The sequence below is a fragment of the Halospina denitrificans genome (assembly GCF_004364635.1).
In the GTDB taxonomy this organism is placed as follows: Bacteria; Pseudomonadota; Gammaproteobacteria; order Pseudomonadales; family Oleiphilaceae; genus Halospina; species Halospina denitrificans.
Genome location: NZ_SOAX01000005.1, coordinates 208,714 through 229,246 on the forward strand (window position 1 = coordinate 208,714; position 20,533 = coordinate 229,246).

The 20,533-nt window shown below is 54.2% G+C and carries 17 protein-coding genes and 1 pseudogene; 16 read left to right on the forward strand and 2 right to left on the reverse strand.

Annotated features, from left to right (window positions below):
- The 3 genes and pseudogenes from DES49_RS11815 to DES49_RS11825 form a co-directional block, all read left to right on the forward strand.
- A pseudogene (locus DES49_RS11815) lies at positions 1-191 on the forward strand (MmgE/PrpD family protein); the annotation flags it as partial.
- A gap of 463 nt (positions 192-654) precedes the next feature.
- Positions 655-2,277 (forward strand): FAD-binding oxidoreductase, encoded by a 1,623-nt coding sequence (locus DES49_RS11820; RefSeq protein WP_133736627.1) that lies wholly within the window; start codon positions 655-657, stop codon positions 2,275-2,277.
- Between the two features lie 118 nt (positions 2,278-2,395).
- The gene (locus DES49_RS11825; protein WP_133736628.1) at positions 2,396-3,235 is read left to right on the forward strand and encodes a PEP-CTERM/exosortase system-associated acyltransferase; all 840 of its coding nucleotides are present in this window, start codon (positions 2,396-2,398) and stop codon (positions 3,233-3,235) included.
- Positions 3,236-3,338: 103 nt separating this feature from the next.
- Here the strand turns inward: DES49_RS11825 and DES49_RS11830 are convergent, their stop codons facing one another.
- On the reverse strand, positions 3,339-4,160 hold the full coding sequence (locus DES49_RS11830) for a THxN family PEP-CTERM protein (protein WP_133736629.1): 822 nt from the start codon (positions 4,158-4,160) through the stop codon (positions 3,339-3,341).
- A 412-nt stretch (positions 4,161-4,572) separates the two neighbouring features.
- Entirely contained in the window at positions 4,573-5,853 is a 1,281-nt protein-coding gene (gene tviB, locus DES49_RS11835) for a Vi polysaccharide biosynthesis UDP-N-acetylglucosamine C-6 dehydrogenase TviB (protein ID WP_133736630.1), read from the reverse strand.
- A gap of 215 nt (positions 5,854-6,068) precedes the next feature.
- Here tviB and DES49_RS11840 point away from each other — a divergent pair, with 215 nt between their 5' ends.
- The 13 genes from DES49_RS11840 (at position 6,069) to DES49_RS11900 (ending at position 20,496) form a co-directional block, all read left to right on the forward strand.
- Complete coding sequence (locus DES49_RS11840) at positions 6,069-7,490, forward strand: TIGR03013 family XrtA/PEP-CTERM system glycosyltransferase (protein WP_133736631.1); 1,422 nt, start codon at positions 6,069-6,071, stop codon at positions 7,488-7,490.
- Between the two features lie 129 nt (positions 7,491-7,619).
- On the forward strand, positions 7,620-8,252 hold the full coding sequence (locus tag DES49_RS11845; RefSeq protein ID WP_243865034.1) for an XrtA/PEP-CTERM system exopolysaccharide export protein: 633 nt from the start codon (positions 7,620-7,622) through the stop codon (positions 8,250-8,252).
- 31 nt (positions 8,253-8,283) lie between these two features.
- On the forward strand, positions 8,284-9,810 hold the full coding sequence (locus DES49_RS11850) for an XrtA system polysaccharide chain length determinant (protein WP_133736632.1): 1,527 nt from the start codon (positions 8,284-8,286) through the stop codon (positions 9,808-9,810).
- The gene (locus tag DES49_RS11855; RefSeq protein WP_243865035.1) at positions 9,807-10,736 is read left to right on the forward strand and encodes a P-loop NTPase family protein; all 930 of its coding nucleotides are present in this window, start codon (positions 9,807-9,809) and stop codon (positions 10,734-10,736) included. The genes DES49_RS11850 and DES49_RS11855 overlap by 4 nt, the downstream gene beginning before the upstream one ends.
- Positions 10,737-10,770: 34 nt before the next feature.
- Positions 10,771-12,030: a porin family protein gene (locus DES49_RS11860; protein ID WP_166646072.1), complete on the forward strand. Its 1,260-nt coding sequence runs from the start codon at positions 10,771-10,773 to the stop codon at positions 12,028-12,030.
- 3 nt (positions 12,031-12,033) lie between these two features.
- Entirely contained in the window at positions 12,034-12,918 is an 885-nt protein-coding gene (locus tag DES49_RS11865; RefSeq protein WP_133736634.1) for an XrtA system polysaccharide deacetylase, read from the forward strand.
- Positions 12,918-14,072, forward strand: a complete 1,155-nt coding sequence (locus tag DES49_RS11870; RefSeq protein WP_133736635.1) for a glycosyltransferase family 2 protein — start codon at positions 12,918-12,920, stop codon at positions 14,070-14,072. The genes DES49_RS11865 and DES49_RS11870 overlap by 1 nt, the downstream gene beginning before the upstream one ends.
- Complete coding sequence (locus DES49_RS11875) at positions 14,051-14,890, forward strand: class I SAM-dependent methyltransferase (protein ID WP_133736636.1); 840 nt, start codon at positions 14,051-14,053, stop codon at positions 14,888-14,890. The genes DES49_RS11870 and DES49_RS11875 overlap by 22 nt, the downstream gene beginning before the upstream one ends.
- 447 nt (positions 14,891-15,337) lie before the next feature.
- A complete protein-coding gene (locus DES49_RS11880) occupies positions 15,338-16,168 on the forward strand; it encodes a class I SAM-dependent methyltransferase (RefSeq protein WP_133736637.1) in 831 nt (276 codons plus the stop codon).
- Positions 16,169-16,210: 42 nt separating this feature from the next.
- A complete protein-coding gene (locus DES49_RS11885) occupies positions 16,211-17,338 on the forward strand; it encodes a glycosyltransferase (protein ID WP_133736638.1) in 1,128 nt (375 codons plus the stop codon).
- Positions 17,335-18,621, forward strand: a complete 1,287-nt coding sequence (locus tag DES49_RS11890) for an acyl-CoA synthetase family protein (RefSeq protein ID WP_133736639.1) — start codon at positions 17,335-17,337, stop codon at positions 18,619-18,621. Before DES49_RS11885 ends, DES49_RS11890 begins: the two co-directional genes overlap by 4 nt.
- Complete coding sequence (locus DES49_RS11895) at positions 18,608-19,711, forward strand: CapA family protein (protein ID WP_133736640.1); 1,104 nt, start codon at positions 18,608-18,610, stop codon at positions 19,709-19,711. The genes DES49_RS11890 and DES49_RS11895 overlap by 14 nt, the downstream gene beginning before the upstream one ends.
- Complete coding sequence (locus DES49_RS11900) at positions 19,708-20,496, forward strand: adenine nucleotide alpha hydrolase family protein (protein WP_133736641.1); 789 nt, start codon at positions 19,708-19,710, stop codon at positions 20,494-20,496. The genes DES49_RS11895 and DES49_RS11900 overlap by 4 nt, the downstream gene beginning before the upstream one ends.
- Positions 20,497-20,533: the final 37 nt, after the last annotated feature.

The following is a 20,533-nucleotide window of genomic DNA, read 5'->3' on the forward strand; positions in this document are numbered from 1 at the left end:
TCCAGAAAATCGCCGACTACGTCCTCAAACCCAAAATCAAGAACAAAGAAGCCTGGGACACCGCCCGCAACTGCCTCATGGACACCCTCGGCTGCGGTCTCCTCGCCCTGCGCTTCCCCGAATGCACAAAACACCTCGGCCCTATACTCGAAGGCACCCAGGTCCCCAACGGCGCCCGCGTCCCCGGCACCCCCTAAGCGGACAATATCAAGCGGGCGTGACAACAACCTGGCCACACGGTTTACCCAGGGCAGGGCGGAGACCATTTTCGAGCTGTGCAGGGAGCAGAAGACGCTGGAGAAGATCCCGGTTCATGAGTTCATGAATCTGTTTGAAGGCTGTTAAAAGCTGCTGAGAGTTATAAAAATGGCACCCAAGGGGTGCCATTTTTCGGGGGATTCCCACGCTACTTAATATGTTTTAATAAAAAGTCATCGCACTAATTCTATGTCTTCGCTTCAACTGCCTGTCTACGTTTAAGTTATTTATCAAACGCCCGTTTCAAAGCCGTAATGCCATAACATAGTATGGCTAAGTCTATCTGAATTATACTCAGAGCCTCACTAACAAACCTCTGTTAGCGAAAAGAAATCAAGAATTTATAATTTATAATTTGTGATTTGTAAAGGCCAGCGACCAACCAAGGGAGCACCAGTGAACAGCACCGTTACCGAATCTGCAATTGCCGAATGGGTGGCTATCCTGGGTGAATCAGGAGTAGTGGCATCCGGCGCCGCAGATTTTGGTGCGTCCACAATGGGAGCCATGCGCTCTGTTCCGGCTGTGCTCCGCCCTGAGAATCAGGAGCAGGTCGCTGCGGTGCTTCAGGTCGCTCAGCGGTGGCACGTCGGGGTCTATCCCGTGAGCACGGGCAATAACTGGGGTTACGGAAGTGCTAACCCGGTGGAGGACGGCTGCGTCATTCTTGATCTTAGCCGGCTGGACCGTATCTCCGATTTTGATCCGGAACTGGGTGTTGTCACTGTCGAGCCGGGTGTAACCCAGGGTGCCCTGAGGGATTTCCTGGATAGCCATGAGGGCGATTACCTTGTTCCTGTGACCGGCGCGGGCCCCACCTGCAGCATTCTTGGTAATGCGCTTGAGCGGGGTTACGGCATCACGCCGATTACTGATCATTTTGCGGCAATGACAAAGTTAGAAGCGATCCTGCCCGACGGCACCCTTTACCGGACGCCGCTCAGCGAGCTAGGCGGTGAGGAAGTGGATGGGCTTTTCAAGTGGGGCCTTGGCCCTTATCTCGACGGGCTTTTCAGCCAGGGAAATTTTGGCGTGGTTGTGAATATGACCATCGCCCTGGCGCCAGCTCCTGACACCGTGACTGCATTCTTCTTTTCCACAAAAGACGACGCCAAACTGGAAGCGCTTGTGCCCACGGTCCGAGAGGTGTTGCGAGCGCTGAGCGGTTCGGTCGTGGCGATTAATCTGCTCAACAGTCAACGCATGCTGTCAATGATGACACCTTTCCCTCAAGACAAGGCCATTGACGGGGTTCTGCCGGCTCACGAAGTTGAAAGTCTCGCCAAAAGCCATGGCGTTGCTGCGTGGAGCGGTGTTGGTGCCATTTACGCGTCAAAGGAGGTAGCCCGGGCGGCCCGGCGCACGCTGCGGCGGCTTCTCGGGCCAGTGACTGATCGCCTCATTTTTATCAATCGGCGAAAGGTGGACCTGGCGCGGAACATTGCCCGTGCGCTGCCCGACAGGCTGGCGACACGGGTGAAGGGCATGGCGGATACGCTCTCGGGGGCACTGGAAGTCATGCATGGTACCCCCAATGATGTCGCGTTATCGCTGGCCTATTGGCGCTCAGGGACTTTGCCAGAACCCGGGCAACCAAAAAACCCCGCACGCGATGGCTGTGGGCTCATATGGTTTGCGCCGCTGGTTCCGATACGGGGGAAAGACGTTCGCCGCTATACCGATATGATTGAACGCATTTGCCCACAGTACGGCGTCAACCCACTCATTACACTGACGACAATAAATGATCGCTGCTTCGATTCTACTGTTCCCCTGCTTTTTGATCGCAGGGACGCGAATGCGACAGCACGGGCCAACGACTGTTATCGGGCACTTTTAGACGCCGGGCAAAAAGAAGGTTTCCTGCCCTATCGTCTCAACATCGACGCAATGGGCATCCTGAATACCGGTGACTCTGTCTTCTCAAGACTTGCCAGCCAATTGAAAGCTGCAGTCGACCCCAATTTGATCCTGGCGCCCGGACGTTACGTGCCCAGGATCAAGCGTTCCGAGGTCTGATGAGCTGTAACCTCGATACACCTGTAGTACGCCGTTAGATGGAGTCCGGACGGCGCTTTTTTCCTACTGGGACTATCACCATAACAGCTCCCTGAACGGGACGAATGAGGACCGAAAAATGAACACAGGGCTTGCACTTCACCAGGAACCAGAAAACACAAAGAACCAACCAACTCACGACGACGTCAGTACCATTTTCAACTCGGTATTCAATGTCGAGCTGGCGATGTCTCCGGAGGCGATTAAAAAGGCCTTTGAAGTTCGATATCAGGTTTATTGCATCGATCGGCCATTCGAAGACCCTGATTGCTTCGTAGATAACCGCGAACACGATGAATACGACCCGCGATCCGCGCACGCTCTGATCCGGCACCGAATGACAAGAGACTGCGCCGCCACCGTTCGTCTTGTCATGGCGGGCGATACCCCGGACCAGGCCGAATTTCCCATGGAAGCCCCCTGTATCCCTCGGATGGACCAGCGTGCACGGGCCGCTTTTGCAGGCGCACGCCGCGAGCAGATCGCGGAAATATCCCGGATGGCGGTCAGTCGGGAGTTTCGGAGGCGTCTCAATGAGGACGAATCACCCTCTGGCACAAGCGATTTCGTCTGCTATAGCGATGCGGAAAATGGCAAACGCGCCATGCCCTATATGAGCCTTGGGCTTTTGGCAGCTATTCTCCAGATGTCGGTGAGACATGGCATAACCCACTGGATGGCGATCATGGAGCCAGCACAGCTGCGGCTGTTAAAGCGATTTGGTGTGGAATTTGATCATGTGGGCCCCATTATGGAGTACCACGGCCGCCGCCGTCCTGCCTTCACCGAAGCAGCGTCACTGATTGAAGGCATAAGGAAGCGTCGTCCAGATGTCTGGTCGCTGATTACTGATGCTGGACGATTCTTGCCCGCGAAACCGGATACTGACGATAAGGTAAAGGAAAAGGGCGTTGCCTGACCTCACGCCTGAGTGATTCTGATCAGAACGAAAAAGCCCCCGCTACTTGGCGGGGGCTTGTTTTTTCAGCACTCTCATCTAAACAGTTATAACTGTTTAAACGTTATGCCTTTGCTGCTTTTCTCCGGCTTCCCAGTCCAAGCCCGGCGAGACCCAGGCCGAACAGGGCCAGGGTGCCTGGCTCTGGTACTGACACTTTTTCAGCCGTAATGCTGAACCGGGTCTGGAAGTCGCTGGAAGCGCTCTCTGGAGTAAAGAGACCAACACATCCGTTTGCAGCACCCGCTAACCCACAGGCGTCATTATCCAGGGGGCCCAGGCCGTCCAACTCAGTGAACACCGTGTAGCTGTAGTCATCAATTTCAAACTCATCGGAAACGAACTTATAGACGCCATTAACTTGCTCAAAGTTCAGCATGTCGATGTTGCCAATGGTAAAAATGTCATCGCACTTGGGTGTTGATGACGCCGCAAAACACGACCCAGCATTCAGCGTTTCCTCGAATGAGGTCTTGAAGGTACGACTTCTGGTTTTCACGGCATCACCGGAAGGCGAAACCTGATTCAGTGTCAGCGTGGAACCCAGGTCGAAACTTTCCAGAGCAGCACCGCTAACAGGCTGAGTGAAGTTGTTATGGGTGAATGTTCCACCCATCACGGAATCCCCATTGGTAATAAGACCGTCCGGAGAATCTACATCTGTAATCGAGACAGACGACTTATCATCGCTAAGGCCCCATTCCAGTGTGCGATCGTCAGGCTGGTTAAGAGTGGGGGTTTCTCCAGGCGTTTCTACAGCGTTGCTGAATACGCTCTCGACGTCATAACCCCATTCGGTAATCATGTCTGCGCTGGCAAATTGGGCGCCCAGTGCAACCGGCATGATAAGTGTGGATAAAAGCGTTTTTTTAACTGAAGTCTTCATAACGATCTCTCCTTGATTGTGAACGCTGGCTGCTTAACGACTGGCAAGCACCAGCGGTATACCGATGGATGCATTAGTCATACCAAATCTTTAAATTGGTTATATGTCAGCGTGTTAAATTCCACCATCCAGCGCTATAGAAATGCATGTGTAAGGATCCTCGACAGTTGCTGGCCACAAATGCCTAGATGCCTCGCCCGGTTAAGCACCCGCTAATGCACTGGCTCATAGCGTAGTGACCTTCCGGGTTGGCGATGCTGGTGCTGGTGTCGCGGGCCGCAGTATGTCCACCCGGAATAGGTGCCTATCGGAGGCGAAGATGTGATGTGGGTCACAAATCAGGAAGCGACGGAAAATCCGTTTTCCGGGAATGTCAAAACGTGTAAAAAGTTCTGACGAGGGAAGGCAGCCCTTACAGCCGGGCGTCGACGGCGTCCTTGGGCAGGGCGTATTTCACGTCAAACAGGATGCTGCCATCGGTTTTACCCAGAGCGCGAATCCGCTCCACACCCAGTTCGATGAAGTCGCGGTGTCCCACGGCAAGGATCATGGCGTCGTACTGGCCTGGTTGCGGGTCCTGCACAAGCTCAATGCCGTATTCCTCGCGCACTTCCTCCGGATCCGCCCAGGGATCCCAGACATGGACACTGGCATGGTAGTCGGAGAATTCCTTCACCAGGTCAACGACCCGCGTATTACGGATATCCGGGCAGTTTTCCTTGAACGTCAGACCCATAATCAGCACATAGGAGTCCACCACCTGGATGCGGTTGCGGGTCATGAGCTTGATGACCCGCTCGGCCACCTCGCCACCCATGCCATCGTTGATGCGGCGGCCCGAGAGGATCATCTCAGGGTGGTAGCCCACCGCCTGGGCCTTGTGGGTCAGGTAATAGGGGTCGACGCCGATGCAGTGTCCGCCAACCAGCCCGGGGCGGAAGGGCAGGAAGTTCCACTTGGTGCCGGCCGCATTCAGTACTTCCTCGGTGTCGATGCCCAGTCGCTCGAAGATGAGCGAGAGCTCGTTCACGAGGGCAATATTCACGTCCCGCTGGGTGTTCTCGATCACCTTGGCGGCCTCGGCCACCTTGATGGAGCTCGCCCGGTGCGTTCCCGCCGTTATCACGGACCTGTAAAGTGAATCAACAAAGTCCGCCACTTCGGGCGTGGAGCCGGCGGTCACCTTGAGGATGCTGGTGACGCGGTGTTCCTTGTCTCCCGGGTTGATGCGCTCCGGGCTATAGCCGGCGTAGAAGTCACGGTTGAAGGTGAGGCCGGAACCGGCTTCCAGGATGGGCACGCAGACTTCCTCCGTGGCGCCGGGGTAAACCGTTGATTCGTAGATAACCGTATCGCCAGGCTTGAGCACCTTCGCAACGGCTTCCGAGGCGCCGCGCAAGGGCCGGAAATCCGGGGTCTTGAAGCTGTCGATGGGCGTGGGTACGGTCACCACGAAGACATTGCACTCGCCGATGGCCTCGAGGCTGTCCGTGAACTCAAGCCGGGTCGCCTGGGCCATGAGCTCCGGTTCTACTTCGCGCGTGTCATCAAATCCGGATTGCAACTCTTTGATCCGTTTTGAATCAATATCAAATCCAATGGTGGGGTACTGCTTGCCGAACTCCACCGCCAGTGGCAGCCCAACGTAACCAAGGCCGATGAGCGCGATACGGCTATCCTTAAGGTCGGTCATTCTCTCTGATCCCTCTCTGAAAACTGCCGCGTATTGTGCCTCAAGCGCCGGAAATTGACGAGTGGCGCGCCGTGCGACGGCAAAACGCCCACGTATAAATTGAAATCAAGCCTCTTTGGGGTACAATCGTACTGTCATTATGCGACTCGCATTCCGGGACAAGGGCGTGCCGGTTACCGATCCGCATCCCATGACGGCGCAATAAAGGAGATGCTGTGGCGCACGTCAGACTATTCAGACACTACCTTCACGTACCCTTTCTCGTTCTGGGTCTGCTTGATCTGCTGACGCTTGCGGCGGCGTTCTATATCGCCGTTTTCTTCCGTTACTTCGGCTACGTCCCGCTGCTGCAGGAGTTCTGGACGCTGGTGCTGCCGTCGGCGATGGCATTTGGGCTGATCAATCTGGTGGTCATGCTCGCGCTGGCCGTGCATCAGGCCAAGCTCGAAGAGGGGCTGACCGGCATGATGCTCCGGACGATCCTGTGTCTGATCATCAGCCTGCCTATTGCGTACATGGCGGCTTTCCTGGTTCCCCAGCATTTCTGGTATCTGGGTGGGGAAGGGGTGGTGTCTTCGGCGTCGGTTTTCGGGTTCCTGCTGCTCGGTATAGTCCGCAGTGTCTTTTTCCGGATCGTAGGCGCGAATACCTTCAAGCGGCGGGTGCTGATGATTGGTGCAGGTCTACGGGCCCAGCAGATGGAAGAAGAGCTGAAGACACCGATGAACCGAAAGGGCTTCAACCTGGTCGGGTTCATTCCCTCCAACGAGAGCGAATTTGAGGTAACGGAAGATAAGATCTGCCGTTTCAGGCCCAACGAGACCCTTCAGATGCTCGTCGACCGATTGCGGGTGGACGAGATTGTGCTGGCGGTGGACGACCGGCGCCATGGCGGTCTCCCCATGGAGGAGCTGCTGGAATGCCGCATGAAGGGCGTGCGCATTATCGAGGCAGCGAGTTTCTATGAGCGCGAGACCCGCAAGGTGGCCCTGGAGATGATTACCCCCGGTTGGCTGGTGTTCTCGGAAGGGTTCTCGCTGTCCGCGGTATCACGGTTCACCAAGCGCCTCATCGACCTCACGGCCAGCCTGGTTTTGCTGGGCGTGACCTGGCCCTTCATGCTGGTCACAGCTGTTGCCATCAAGCTGGAGGACGGCTGGCGGGCACCCATCCTCTACAGCCAGGAGCGGGTCGGGTTGAACGGTCGCGTCTTTCATGTGCATAAGTTTCGCTCCATGGGCACGGACGCCGAGAAGGGCGGTGCGGTCTGGGCCCAGCAGAATGACGTTCGAATTACCCGGGTGGGCCGCGTCATCCGCAAGCTGCGCATCGACGAACTGCCGCAGATCTTCAACGTGCTCAAGGGCGAAATGGCCTTCGTGGGCCCCAGACCAGAGCGACCGGTCTTCGTCGAACAGCTGAACGAGGCCATCCCGTTCTACAGTGAGCGCCACCGGGTCAAACCGGGGCTCACTGGCTGGGCCCAGCTGTGTTTCGCGTATGCGGACAGCGAAGAGGATACGCGGGAGAAGCTGCGGTATGACCTGTACTACATCAAGAACCAGAGCCTGCTTCTGGATATACTGACCATTGTGCAGACAGTGGAAGTGGTGCTGTTTAAGAAAGGCGCTCAATGATGCATAGTGGTTTAATCAAGGACCCGGAGAATTCCGGTTTTGCCATTGGATTCACCGAATGCGGGCTTGAATTCGTGGCATAATCAGCGCAGCAGCGTCGGACGTAGCTTGCAGATAAGGAGATTCAGCGTGAAAGCGTCGTACAAGATTATATCTCTACTCACCCTCCTCCTCATCCTTTCGGGGTGTGCCGGAACAGACTTTGCCCGCCAGGCCCGGATTGATAAAGCATTGGAACGCCAGAGCGAACCGGTTACCGAGTATCGAATCGGCCCTTCGGACGTCCTGCGTGTGGTTGTCTGGCGCAACGAGGACCTGAGCGTCCAGGTCCCCGTGCGCCCGGATGGACGCATCTCGGTCCCGCTCGTAGGTGACGTACAGGCAAGTGGCAAGGCGCCCGAGACTCTCGCGAGTGACATTGAAACAGGGCTCGACGAGTACATCCGGCAGCCCCATGTGAGCGTCATCGTCAGCCAGATGAGCAGCCATGAGTTCACTCATCGTGTCCGGGTAACCGGCGCCGTACGCCAGCCAGCCTCCCAGCCCTACAGGGAAGGCATGACCGTCATGGATGTGATTCTGGGCGCCGGCGGCGCCACCGAGTTCGCCAACCTCGATTCGGCCACCCTTTATCGGGAACTGGAGGACGACGTGGTTGCCATTCCCGTGAATCTGGACGCCATCCTGAATAGCGGCAATATCGAAACCAATTACCGGCTGGTTCCGGGCGACATTATCACCGTTCCGGAACGCCGCTTCTAGTTAAGCCGGCCCGGCTGGAGGATCCAAAACGATGGCATTGCCACTCGAACGTTTACCCGTTGAATTGCTGCGTGAACTGCGCCGATACCGCTGGGCGGCCGTTGGCCTCTTTGCGCTCGTGAGTTTCGCGGTGCTGGCAGTAGGGTTCATCTATCCCTATCAGTACCGCTCCGAGGTGGTCATCTTCGTGGACGACAACAACATCATAGGGCCCCTGATGGAGGGCTCTGCGGAAATTACGACAATCAGCAACCAAACGTCTTCGGCAAGAGAGCTGCTCTATTCCCGTCGGGTCCTGGAGAAGTTGATCGAGTCTGAGCGAATCTACCCGGATGCGGACAACTATTCCACGGAGCGCATGGAAGCGCTTTATGGAAAATTACGCAGCAATATCAGCGTCAACTCGCAGGGCGACAATTATTTCGCCATCCGATATCAGGGCCAGAACCCGCGGGAGAGCTTCCTCATCGCCCAGCGGCTGGGTCAGCTCTTCATTGAGGAGAGCAACCGCCGCAAGCGCAGTGAAAGTCGCAACGCTTACGAGTTCATCGATAAGCAGGTGAAATCCTACGAACAGCAGATCCGCCAGACTGAGCAGCAGCGCATGGTGTTTCTCTCGGAACATACCGAGGGCACAGAGTCGGAAGCCAACCAGCGGATGGCGCAGCTTCGGCGGGATATAGACTCCGCCGAGCTGGAACTGGAAGAGGTCCAGGCCCAGGAGCGCTCGCTTGAGGAGCAGATCGAGACGTTACCCGCCACGGTGGCTTCCGGGGGTGGTAGTTCCGACGGTGGCCTTACCGGGCGCATCAATCGCATGGAAGAGCGTCTTGATGAGCTTAAGCTGCGGTACGAGGACTCCTATCCGGACGTGGCGAGTCTTGAGCGCCAGATCGAGGAACTGAAACAGCGTCGCCAGCAGATGCAGGCGGGTGACATGGAGCCCAGTGACGACAGCGGGCTCATGTTCAACCCCGTGTATCAGGAGATCAAGACGGATCTGTCCCGCGCCCGCACCCGCCAGGAATCCCTGCGCACCCGTATCAATGCACTGCAACGCCGTCTTGCGCAACAGGAAGATCGCATGGAGGTGATCCAGGGCAACAGGGCGGAACGTTCCGAACTGACCCGGGATCTGCAGGTGAATCGGGAAATCTACAATGACCTCCTGAAACGGCGAGAAAGGGCGAGGGTTTCAATGTCGTTGGATGTTGAGGGCCAGGGACTGTCCTATGAGATTAATGAGCAGGCCCGTTATCCGGTCAGTCCGGCCGGGCTCCAATTCAGAACATTCGCCTCCGTCGGCTGGCTTTTGGGGCTGATGGCGCCCATCGGGCTGCTTGCCGCACTGTTGCAGATTGATCCTCGTGTGCGCTCGACCAAGCAGATTCAGGATGCCCTGCAGATTCCGCTGCTTGGCAGTATTCCACTGGTCAGAACCCCCTTCGAACGCCGGCGTGAACGGCGGGGCTACGTGTTCATGGTCGTAATCGTGCTATTGATCGTCGCGGGGTACGTGAGTGTTGTATCCCTGCAGGCTACGGGAGTACTGGGATGACAGATTCGAAACAGGGTCAGGACGGCAGCGACCGCGAAGTGACGGAGCATCAGGATAGTGTCTCGCAGCGTCGGGATGCCGCCTTTGACCGGGTGCCGCCGGATGCCACCCCCAAGAGCGATGGCGGCCCTCATGCGAGGCGTACCCGGGGCGGACAGGCCGAGGGTGGGGGCACCGATGGTGGCGGTCACGACCTGGTCAGCCAGCGGCGTGCCGAACGCACCGACATTACCCAGCGGATCCAGGCCAGCAAGCAGATTGCGAACATGCAGGAGCCCCGGCGTCTGAACCGGGACGACCTGAATGAGCGGCGCATCATCTACCCGGAATCGCCGGACCGCAACCTGGTAAACCGCTTCCGCCAGCTGAGGACCCAACTGCTGGAAGTGAGCAATACCGAGAACTTCTCACTGGTGGTCACCAGCGCAACCCAGGGGGCGGGCTCCACCTTCATGTCCATCAACCTGGCCGCCGCCTTTGCATTCGACCAGTCCAAGACGGCGTTGCTGATTGACTGCAACCTGCGCAACCCGGGGCTGCACTCGCTGCTGGACATCATGCCGGACGCCGGCCTCACGGATTTCATCGAGGATCCGGATTATGACATCGGGCGCATCATTTACCCCACGGGCATCCCCCGGCTGCGGCTGATTCCCGCGGGCAGCCGCCGGGAGTCGCCGTCGGAATTCTTTACCTCCTGGCGCATGGAAGAGTTCGTCCATGCCGTCCGGGAACGGTATCCGGACCGGTTTATCATCCTGGATACCGCGAGCATTGCGGATTCGCCGGATGCCCGCATTCTCACGGAACTCTGTGACTACTCCATGCTGGTTGTCCCGCATGGCCGCTGTACCAATGAACAGATCGAGAACGCCGTGGGCGGCCTTGATCCCAACAAATTTGTCGGAGCCATTCTGAATGCCTGAACGGGCCTCTGGTCCGGGTTCAAGGATGAACCCATTGAAAGTTCTTCCCGGTGCAGCGTTGTTACTGTGGCCAATGGCGGTAGCGTGGGCAGATCCGGCTACTGTTGATGTTTTCGCGAACAGCCGCTATTCGGACAACATCAACAAGCGCGAGGAGAATACCGAAGAAGAGTTTGAAGACCGGGTAGGGATTGGAATCAGTAAAATCACGAGGCCCGGTACCTGCGAAGGTTCGTTGAACGGTGACGTCGCCTTTGTAACCTACCGGAACGACACCAACGACGACGAGTTCAGCGGCACCGTGGATGCCAACGGCGTCTGCGAGCCCAACCGCAACTTCCGCTGGAGCGCGCGGGACACCCTGCGAGACGTGCGTACCACGACCCAGGCCGCGGATTCGCCGGCCAACCGGGAACGGCGCAACGTCTTCTCCACGGGGCCGACATTCACCATCCACCCGGGCCGAAGGGACAACCTGTCCCTGGATGTGGAATACCAGATGACCCGCTTCCAGGAGTCCACCGATGATGACAGTGACCGGCTGACCACCACTGGCCGCTGGCAGCATCTCTTCACCTCCACCCTCAACGGTGGGCTTGCGGTGAGCCGCAGTGACATTGAGTTCCGTCAGACCGACGAGGAACTGACCCGGGACAACGCCAATGCCTTTTTCAGCTGGCAGCGTCCGAACGGGCAGTGGAGTGGTGAGCTGGGTTACTCCTGGCTGGAGTCCGAGCGGGGCGTGGTGATTAACGAGACCAACGGCCTCACCGGGCGGTTGCGGTACAGCCACCAATGGGACGCCGGCACCAGTGCCTTCGGCGAAGTCCGCCGTTCCATCACCGACGTCTCCACGGACCTGGACGTGCGCATTCCGGGGTTGGATCTGAACCTTACCGAGACTTCGGCTGTAATCGTGACCGCAGTGACCGCTGGCATAAGCCAGCAATGGACGGCCCGCACCTCTAGCGATGCTTCCTTCTCCGGGATCCAACAGGAATTTGATCGCGCCGGCATCACAGAGGAACGATTCAGCATGGGCTTAGGCGTGAACCATCGCATCTCCGACAACTTCTCGGGCCGGGCCAGCACAGGGTACGTCCGGGAAGATTTTGGCACCGGCGTTGACCCGGTCGGCACGGCCCGCGCCGAGCTCGGAGTGGATTACCAGCGCACGCGGGACCTGAGCTTCAACGCCGGGATTGGCCATGAAATCCGAGACGTTGTTGGCGGACCGGGCAATGAATATCACGAGAACTGGGCCCAGATCGGCGTCCGCTACAACCTGAGATAACGCATGAAGGAAACCGCCATCAAGAACGCCCTCACCATCGACGTGGAAGACTACTTCCACGTGGCCGCGCTGTCCGAGGCCATCAGCCCGGACGACTGGTCGAGCATGGAATACCGCTGCGAGGCCAACACCGACCGGCTGCTCGAGATCTTCGACAAGGCGGGCGTGAAGGGCACCTTCTTCGTACTCGGCTGGGTGGCGGAGAAATCCCCGGCACTGGTGCGCCGCATCGCCGAGGCCGGCCACGAGATCGCCAGCCACGGCTACAGCCACCAACTTGTCTACAACCAGACGCCGGAGGTTTTCCGCGAGGAGACCATCAAGTCCAAGGCGCTGCTTGAAGACCAGGTGCAGAAGCCCGTGGACGGCTACCGCGCTGCCAGCTATTCCATCACCAACGAGTCACGCTGGGCCCTGGACATCCTGGCCGAGGCCGGCTTTACCTGGGATTCTTCCATATTCCCCGTCCATCACGACCGTTACGGCATGCCGGGCAGCCCGCGCTGGCCCCACCGCCTAACCACGGACAAGGGTTACGAACTGATTGAGTTCCCGCTGACCACCCTGAAACTGGCCGGCTTTACACTGCCCATTGCCGGCGGCGGCTACTTCCGGCTCTACCCATACCCCTTCAGCCAGTGGGGTCTGGGCCAGGCCAACCGCCAGGGCCAGCCCTTCATCTTCTACCTGCATCCCTGGGAGATTGATTCAGGCCAACCCCGGATCGAGGTCAAGTGGTTCTCGAAATTCCGCCACTACAACAACCTGGACAAGTGCGAAGCGCGCCTGGAAAAGCTCATTAACCACTTCGAGTTCAGCACCGTTGCCGACGTCCTGCATCAGAAAGCCACCCAACTTGAAACCTTCAGCCTGAGTACCGCCACCTGATGCTCGAAACGCTCTTCTGGCTCTCCGCTGTCCTGGTTGTCTACATCTACATTGGTTACCCCGCCCTCATGGGCCTGCTCGCGCTGAACAGGCACCCCGTGGCGTACGATGACAACCACCAGCCCAGCGCCTCCATCCTGATCGCTGCCTACAACGAAGAAAACGACATTGCAGAGACCCTGGACAACAAGATTGCGCAGGAATACCCCAGGGACAAGCTGGAGATCCTCGTGGTCTCCGACGAATCCGAGGACAAGACCGACAGGATCGTAAAGGGTTACGCCCGCAAGTCCGACATCACCATTCGCCTGTTCCGCCAGACCCCCCGCCAGGGCAAGACCGCCGGCCTCAACCTCATGGCCCCCGAGGCCAACGGCGAGATCATCATCTTCTCAGACGCCAACTCCCAATGGGCACCTGACGCCGTGGCAAAGCTCGTGCGTAATTTCGCGGACCCGGAAGTGGGCTACGTGACCGGCAAGATGGTCTACACGCATGAGGACGGCTCCCTGATGGGCGACGGCTGCAGCAGCTACATGAAATACGAGAACTGGCTGCGCGAAAGGGAAACTGCCGTGGGATCCATCGTTGGCGTCGACGGCGGCATCGACGCCATGCGCCGGGATCTGTATGAACCCCTGAGCCCGGACCAGCTCCCGGACTTTGTCCAGCCCCTGAAGGTGGTGGAGAAAGGCTACCGGGCCATCTACGAACCCGAGGCCATCCTCAAGGAACAGGCCCTGAAGGACTCGGAAAGCGAATTCGCCATGCGCGTGCGCGTCTCCCTGCGCGCCATCTGGGCCCTGTACGACATGCGCCAGCTCCTGAACCCCCTTAAGCACGGCCTATACGCCTTCCAGCTCCTGTCCCACAAAGTGTTACGTTACTACGCCTTCGTCCCATTGGTCGTGCTGGCGTTCGTTTCTACGGTCCTTTCCAATGACGGCGTTTGGTACGGACTCGCCTTCTTGGCCCAAATTGGCTTCTACGGTCTGGCTTGCGCGGGGCGCAGCAGGGAAGAAAAGGGACAGGAACTCTCGAGCCTGTTCGCAACACCGTATTATTTCGCGCTTCTCAACTTTGCCTGCTATAAGGCCGCTACGGCGTTTCAGAGAGGGGAGAAGCGAGTTACATGGAATCCAAGGAAAGGCTGAATCGAATGCTGCAAGAAAAGATCATCAGTTTGTTCTGTCTGCCTGAGAGTCAGGTAAAAAGAGAGCTGGAAGGAGAGACCTCAAACGAGGCGCGCTCAGATGAATCGCGACTCAAACTCCTGCGTCATGAATTTCCACATTTTGAGGAGTTGGTGAGCGGCGCGGATGTTGTCGACTTTGGGTGTGGACTTGGCTGGCAATCGCTTGAGCTGGCGCGGATTGGAGCGAAAAAAGTCCTCGGTGTAGACATCAATGAAACCTATCTTCGAGAAGCAGCGGAAAAAAAGGCACGTGTTGATCCAGAAAATCTTCTCCCAGTTGAGTATTGTGATATTCATGATATCGGACCGGATCACAAGTTTGATCTCGTTATCTCGCAAAACGCCATGGAGCATTACACCAATCCTCAGAGGGTCCTGGAACAGATGCTATCCATCACTAAAGACGATGGAAAAATTCTCATTACTTTTGGGCCCCCTTGGTATTCGCCATACGGGAGCCACATGCATTTCTTCTGCAAATTGCCTTGGCTCAATATCCTTTTCTCCGAAAAGGCGATTATGAGTGTTAGAGAGCGTTATAGAGATGATGGGGCAGAAAGGTTTGAGGACGTGGAATCTGGACTGAACAGGATGTCCTTATCTAAGTTTGAGAACTTCTGCAGGACTCTAGGGTTGGTTTTTTCATACAGACGCTACCGCGGAATCAAAGGACTGGATTCACTCTCAAAAATTCCAGTATTACGGGAACTTTTTGTCAATCGTGTATCAGTAGTAATTGCGAGAGGCGCGCGAGCGCCTGGGGAGAATGTAGCATGAATACTGCTTGTGTCTGGAATCGCGTAGTGAAGTGAAGACCCCCATCTAATCGATAGTGGTGGCCTGCATCGCTCAGCAAAGGCGCTGCGCACGCTAGTGTGCGAGCAGGTTACGCAAGGTCTTGCCTTCATGATTCCTTTCTCCCGCTCGACGTGCGTGCATTTATGTCAGCGGTGTTGGCAGATTCTGGGGGAATATACAGCTAGGCCTTCGTGGCTCAGGCGGGCTTTTACGGTCTTGCTACGATTGGCTACAGTCGCGAACTCAAGGGTGAAACGGTTCCGAGCGCGTGCGGCATATCCTGCTATTTGACTCTGTTACACACCGATTGCCTTAAAGCTACGATGGCGGATCGACGCGGTGAGATAAGGTAATGTAGCGTCACAGAAAAGGCTGACTTTTAGACAGGACATCCAACAAGGATTAGCTCTAGCTTAAGGAAAAACGATGACTGATGAAAAAAAGTATATGGATTTTGCTAAGTCTCTGGTGGGACTGAGGCACCAAGATGTTCTAGAAGTTGGCGGCTGTATATCACCTGAAGTTATTACAGACTATGAACCTAGGTCATGGACCTCAATTGATGTCAATCCGAAGAGATTTGAGGGCAAAACAACCTTTAATGGTAATTTCACATTTACAGCAGAAAATATGAGTGTTACCGATATAAAACACCCAGATAATAGCTTTGATAGAATTTTCTCCGTCAACTGTTTTGAGCATGTTGATGACCTTAAAAAAGGCATGGATGAGATGTTCCGGGTTCTTAGACCTGGCGGAAAACTATTCACCATATTCGGTCCGATCTGGTCTTCTCCTGTTGGTCACCATACCTGGATTGAGTATGAGGGTCATATATACCATTTCATGAACGGCGTTTTTCCGGACTGGGACCACCTAATAAAAACTAGGTCTGAACTGAAAAGTGATCTAGAAGAGAGGTATGATGAAGAACTCGCTGAAAATATATGCAGATATGTTTACGATTCGTCGGATATAAACAGACTGGCCGATGGTGACTACGAAAAAAACCTGAAAGACTCTAATTTTAGAGTGAATCTTAGGGTTAGAAAGAAGAGAGGCAAAAAGCCTTCTAAAAAACGCCGTGAGGCAATTATCTATAACTACCCATCCTGTAACGATCCAACGGTAACTGAATACTTGCTTGTGGTGTCGAAGGGAAAAATCAGCATCAGAGATACTTTTACAATGTATTTTGGATTAGTATCACAATTGATGAATAAGATTCTACAAAAAGTCTTTCCTCGTTCGGTCTAAACGATATATCCACTTTGTAAATTATGCGCTAAATAGGACATTTTGAAAGTACTGCACTTGATCGATAGCGGGGGCCTGTACGGTGCGGAAAACATGTTGCTTGCACTGGTCAGGGAACAGGTTAAGCAGGGCCTCGATCCGATGATACTTAGCGCCGGTGACCTGGAGATTGACGAGAAGCCGATTGAGGCGGAAGCCCATCGACTCAGGTTGCCGATCACGCCATGGCGGATGAAGCCCGGGCTCAATCTACGCGAGGCGCGGAAAATTCAGAAATGGGCACGCGAGAAAGGGTATCAGGTGCTTCACTCCCACGGCTATAAATTTAATATTCTGATGGGCCTTTTCCCAAGAACTGTGCGCCAGCTGTCTTTGGTTAGCACACTCCATGGCTATGTGCATGCGCCGCGTTTTTCGAAAATGTGGCTTTACGAACTTCTGGACCGAATAGCGATTTTCAATACTCAATCGGTTGTCCTTGTCGGTAAAGCTATGAGAAAAGAACTGCCCGCCGGCATTAAGAAATTAAGCAAGCTCAGGGTTATACCTAATGGGATCGATATCGAGCAACTGCGCGTGCGCACTGCAGATTCGCTTTGCCCCGCTATAGAGGCATTTAGCCGCTGCCACACGCCTCTGCTTCTGGGGGTTGGCCGACTGTCACCAGAAAAGAATTTCGAGTCCCTCATCGAGGCATTTGCGACCTTTAGAAGACGAGGTAGCGAGGCCGGTTTGATTATCGTCGGGGAGGGGCGCCTCCGTCCGAATCTTGAAGCTTTGGTTGAGCGTCACGGACTTGAAAGCGCAGTGCTCTTGCCGGGGTACTCTTCTCAGGTCCCAGCATTGCTGGCCCGGTCTGATCTGCTCCTGATGCCTTCGCTGACCGAAGGGCTACCGATTACCCTTCTGGAAGGGATGGCTGTGGGCGTGCCGGTTATGGTTTCAGAAGTTGGCGAAATGCCGGGTGTACTGGGACTGGGGCAGGGTGGCAGTATTCTTTCGGATGTCACCCCCGATGCTATCGCGCGTGAGTTGGAATCCTTCTTCTCGAATGTGGTGCCAGCGCAACAGGTATCATGGGCCTGCCAACAGATAGAGCAGGACTACTCAGCGCCTGCCATGGCTGAAAAATACCGACAACTGTATAGTGAATTCAGCATATTAGAATGAGTCAGCTCTATGGGTTGCTGCGTTTCTACCTGACTCGCCTTTTTTACCGAGCACTGGGCATTCGAGTAAATTATTGGCGCCGTCAAGTGGGGGAACTCTGGCATATGTCGCCGGATGAGCGCGGAAGGAGCCTGGAGCGGTACTTAGCTGAAGATCCGTTGCACGACGCCTGTGGTGGCACAATCTCAAAGCTGGCCGAAATAAATCGGGCCCCTCGCATGTCGAAGGAGGTCTTTCGGGAAGCAGCTGGGGGCTCGGAGCAGCAAGGTAGCGCCAAGCAGGTCGGGTCACGTTTTGCCAGGCATACCGCCGGAACCACCGGAGCTCCAACCCATATAACGCTTAACCGGACCGAGCTTGGACAGATGCTCGGCGTTCGGGACTATTGTTTTCGGCACCATGGCATCCGACTCGGGGAAGCCGAAGCCCGGATCTGGGGGCGGCCGGACAAGGGATTTAAGGCAAGGCTGCGGGACTTTTTACTGAATCGTCGCGTCTATTATCCGACGGGCACTCTTGCTGAAACTGAAGTCGAATCACTGGTTAAGAGTCAATCCGACTATATTTACGGTTACGCTTCACTGATTCTGGAAGCGGCAAGGTTAATCGAACAGAAGGGTTGGGAACCGCCGCCCGTCAGATGCGTTATTTGCACCGCCGAAACTGTACTCCCGAGCCAGAAACGCTATCTAGAGCAGGTATTAAAAGCGCCCGTGGTTGAGGAGTATGGTGCGACTGAGTTCGATATAATCGCATTTGAATGCAGGGAAGGGCACCGGCACTTGGTGAACCCGTGGCTGGTCGTTGAAGCAGGGGACGGGCAATGCCTGATTTCGGATGTGTCGCGGAAGTCGCAAAGCATTGTGCGGTATGAGCTCGGAGACGCCCTCACGCTCCGTGTTGGGAGTTGTGCGCTCCTTGGCAGTTTTAAGTATATTGATCAATTGGAAGGGCGGTCTATAAATCGCTTTGCCTATCTCTCAGAATCAGAAAAATTCCATTCGTCTGAGTTTGCCAATTTAATTGACGATTATCAGAAAGAGCATAATGAAATATTTCGATTCAGGATTGAACAAAGGAGCCATGCAAAATTTTTATTGAGCGTTTATCCCTGCCCTTCTACTGGAGCCAAACATCTTAAAGAATACATATGCGATTCATTATATAAAAAATATAATTGCAAAATAATCTTGAGTGTTGATATGGCGCCGACTTCAAAAAGTTTGAATACCAAAAGTGGTTATTTTATCCAAAATTTAAATAATATAAATGAACAAAATTAACTCATTACGAATTTCGGTTGTTGGTGATATCTCTCTTGGTGACCATCCTGTTTGCGTTGGGCACGGAATGCGCTATAGCCTTTCAAAAAATGGTGATTCATTGTTTAGCGATGTCAGGGAGTGGCTTTCCTCATCAGATATTACTATGGGGAACCTAGAAACTGTTGCTTCAAATATAAATCGGAAGAAATGGTATCTGCCATCGTATGAAATGCGGGGAGATCCGTCGTCATTGAAGGTGTTAAAAAAGTCCGGTTTTAACCTATTGGGTGTTGCCAATAATCATGCAATGCAGCACGGGAAAGAGGCCTTCATTGATACCTTAAAAAATCTTAGAGAATACGGTATCGATTCTATCGGAGTAGACGAGCCAGAAACAGGAAAGACGAAACCGTTTATTCATCTAAAAGACGGTAGAAAAAACGTCTTTATCGCTGTTTCGATGCGACCGGAAGAGTGGTCGCCGAATGATATACCCTACAGTTATAGGTCATGCGAAGACGAACTTGTGCAAGAGGTTCGCCTTCTTCGAGAACAGCACGACGGTTTTTTTATTGTATCAATCCATTGGGGATTAGAGTACCTGTCACGGCCTGGCCCCAATCAGATCAAGCTTGGTAGACGTTTAGTTGATGAAGGGGTCGATGTGGTGGTCGGCCATCATCCTCATGTCCTTCAACCGATGGAACACTATAAACAGGGCCTTATATTATATAGTCTTGGCGATTTTCTTTTTGATTTGTGGCATCCTGAAACGAAGCTGGGCGCGATTGCAGCCATTAATCTAAAGGAGGGTTGCGTTCCTGAAGTTGAGTTTTTGCCTATCGTATCTGATGAGCAATTTAAACCGGTAAACGCCTGCAGCGAGCAAAAGGAACGGATACTGGAGCTTCTTCAGCAAAGCAAAGAAGGGATAGATCTTATGACTGAGGTGCCGGAGTCAGACTATTGGGATGAATATCGAAGAAATCTTGCAGCTATTCGACCCAGAAAGTATAAATATTTCATAAATAATATCCATAAATATCCATTGTTTTTTCTGGTCCAGTCGATAGTACGTACTTTCCTGAGAAGAGTGACGGGTAATTGAGCGATTTGAAATCGGTAGAAACAACGATTGGAAATAGTGGAGGAGAACACGTTCCCTCAGGGGAATTCGTGGATGTGTTATGGACTGGTGGCTGGGACTCAACATTCCGAATCCTCCAGCACCTCTTCGAAGGGAGAGATGTTAAGCCCCACTATATTCTTGATCCGGGTAGACCTTCCACCAAACGCGAAATTAAAGCCATGAAGGACTTGCGTGAACAGTTTAATGCAGATCATAGATTGGGGGGGCGGTTACATGAAACTAGAATGGTAAAAAAATGCTCTTTTCCGGAAGATGCCCGAATACGGGAGGCATACCAAGATTTAATCCGCATAAGGTATATAGGCGAGCAATATAAATGGATTGCTGAATACTGTAAGTACTTTGATTTAAGGCGTATTGAGGTTTCAGTTTTAAATAATCCTCTAATTTTAAAATACCATATTAATAAAGAGTACCCTTTTTCAGTTATTTTTTCATATTTTGAATTTCCGTTAATTAATTATTCAAAGACTGATATGAAAGAGTGGTGCGAGGAAAATGGTTTCATGGGCATCATGGAGTTGACCTGGTTTTGCCATACTCCAAGGAAGTCAGGTATGCCATGTGGTGTCTGTCACCCCTGTATCACCGTAATGAAAGAGGGGATGAGTGGGCGCATGCCCTTCAGCTCGAAGATTCACTATCATCTTAGAATTTTACCTCGCATTAAAGACACGCTTAAACGTCATCCTAATATTTATGCGAGGCTTGTTGCGCTCAAAAAGAAGATTGAGGTGTGTTAATCAATACTGACACGCTAGCCAACTCTAATATTTTATA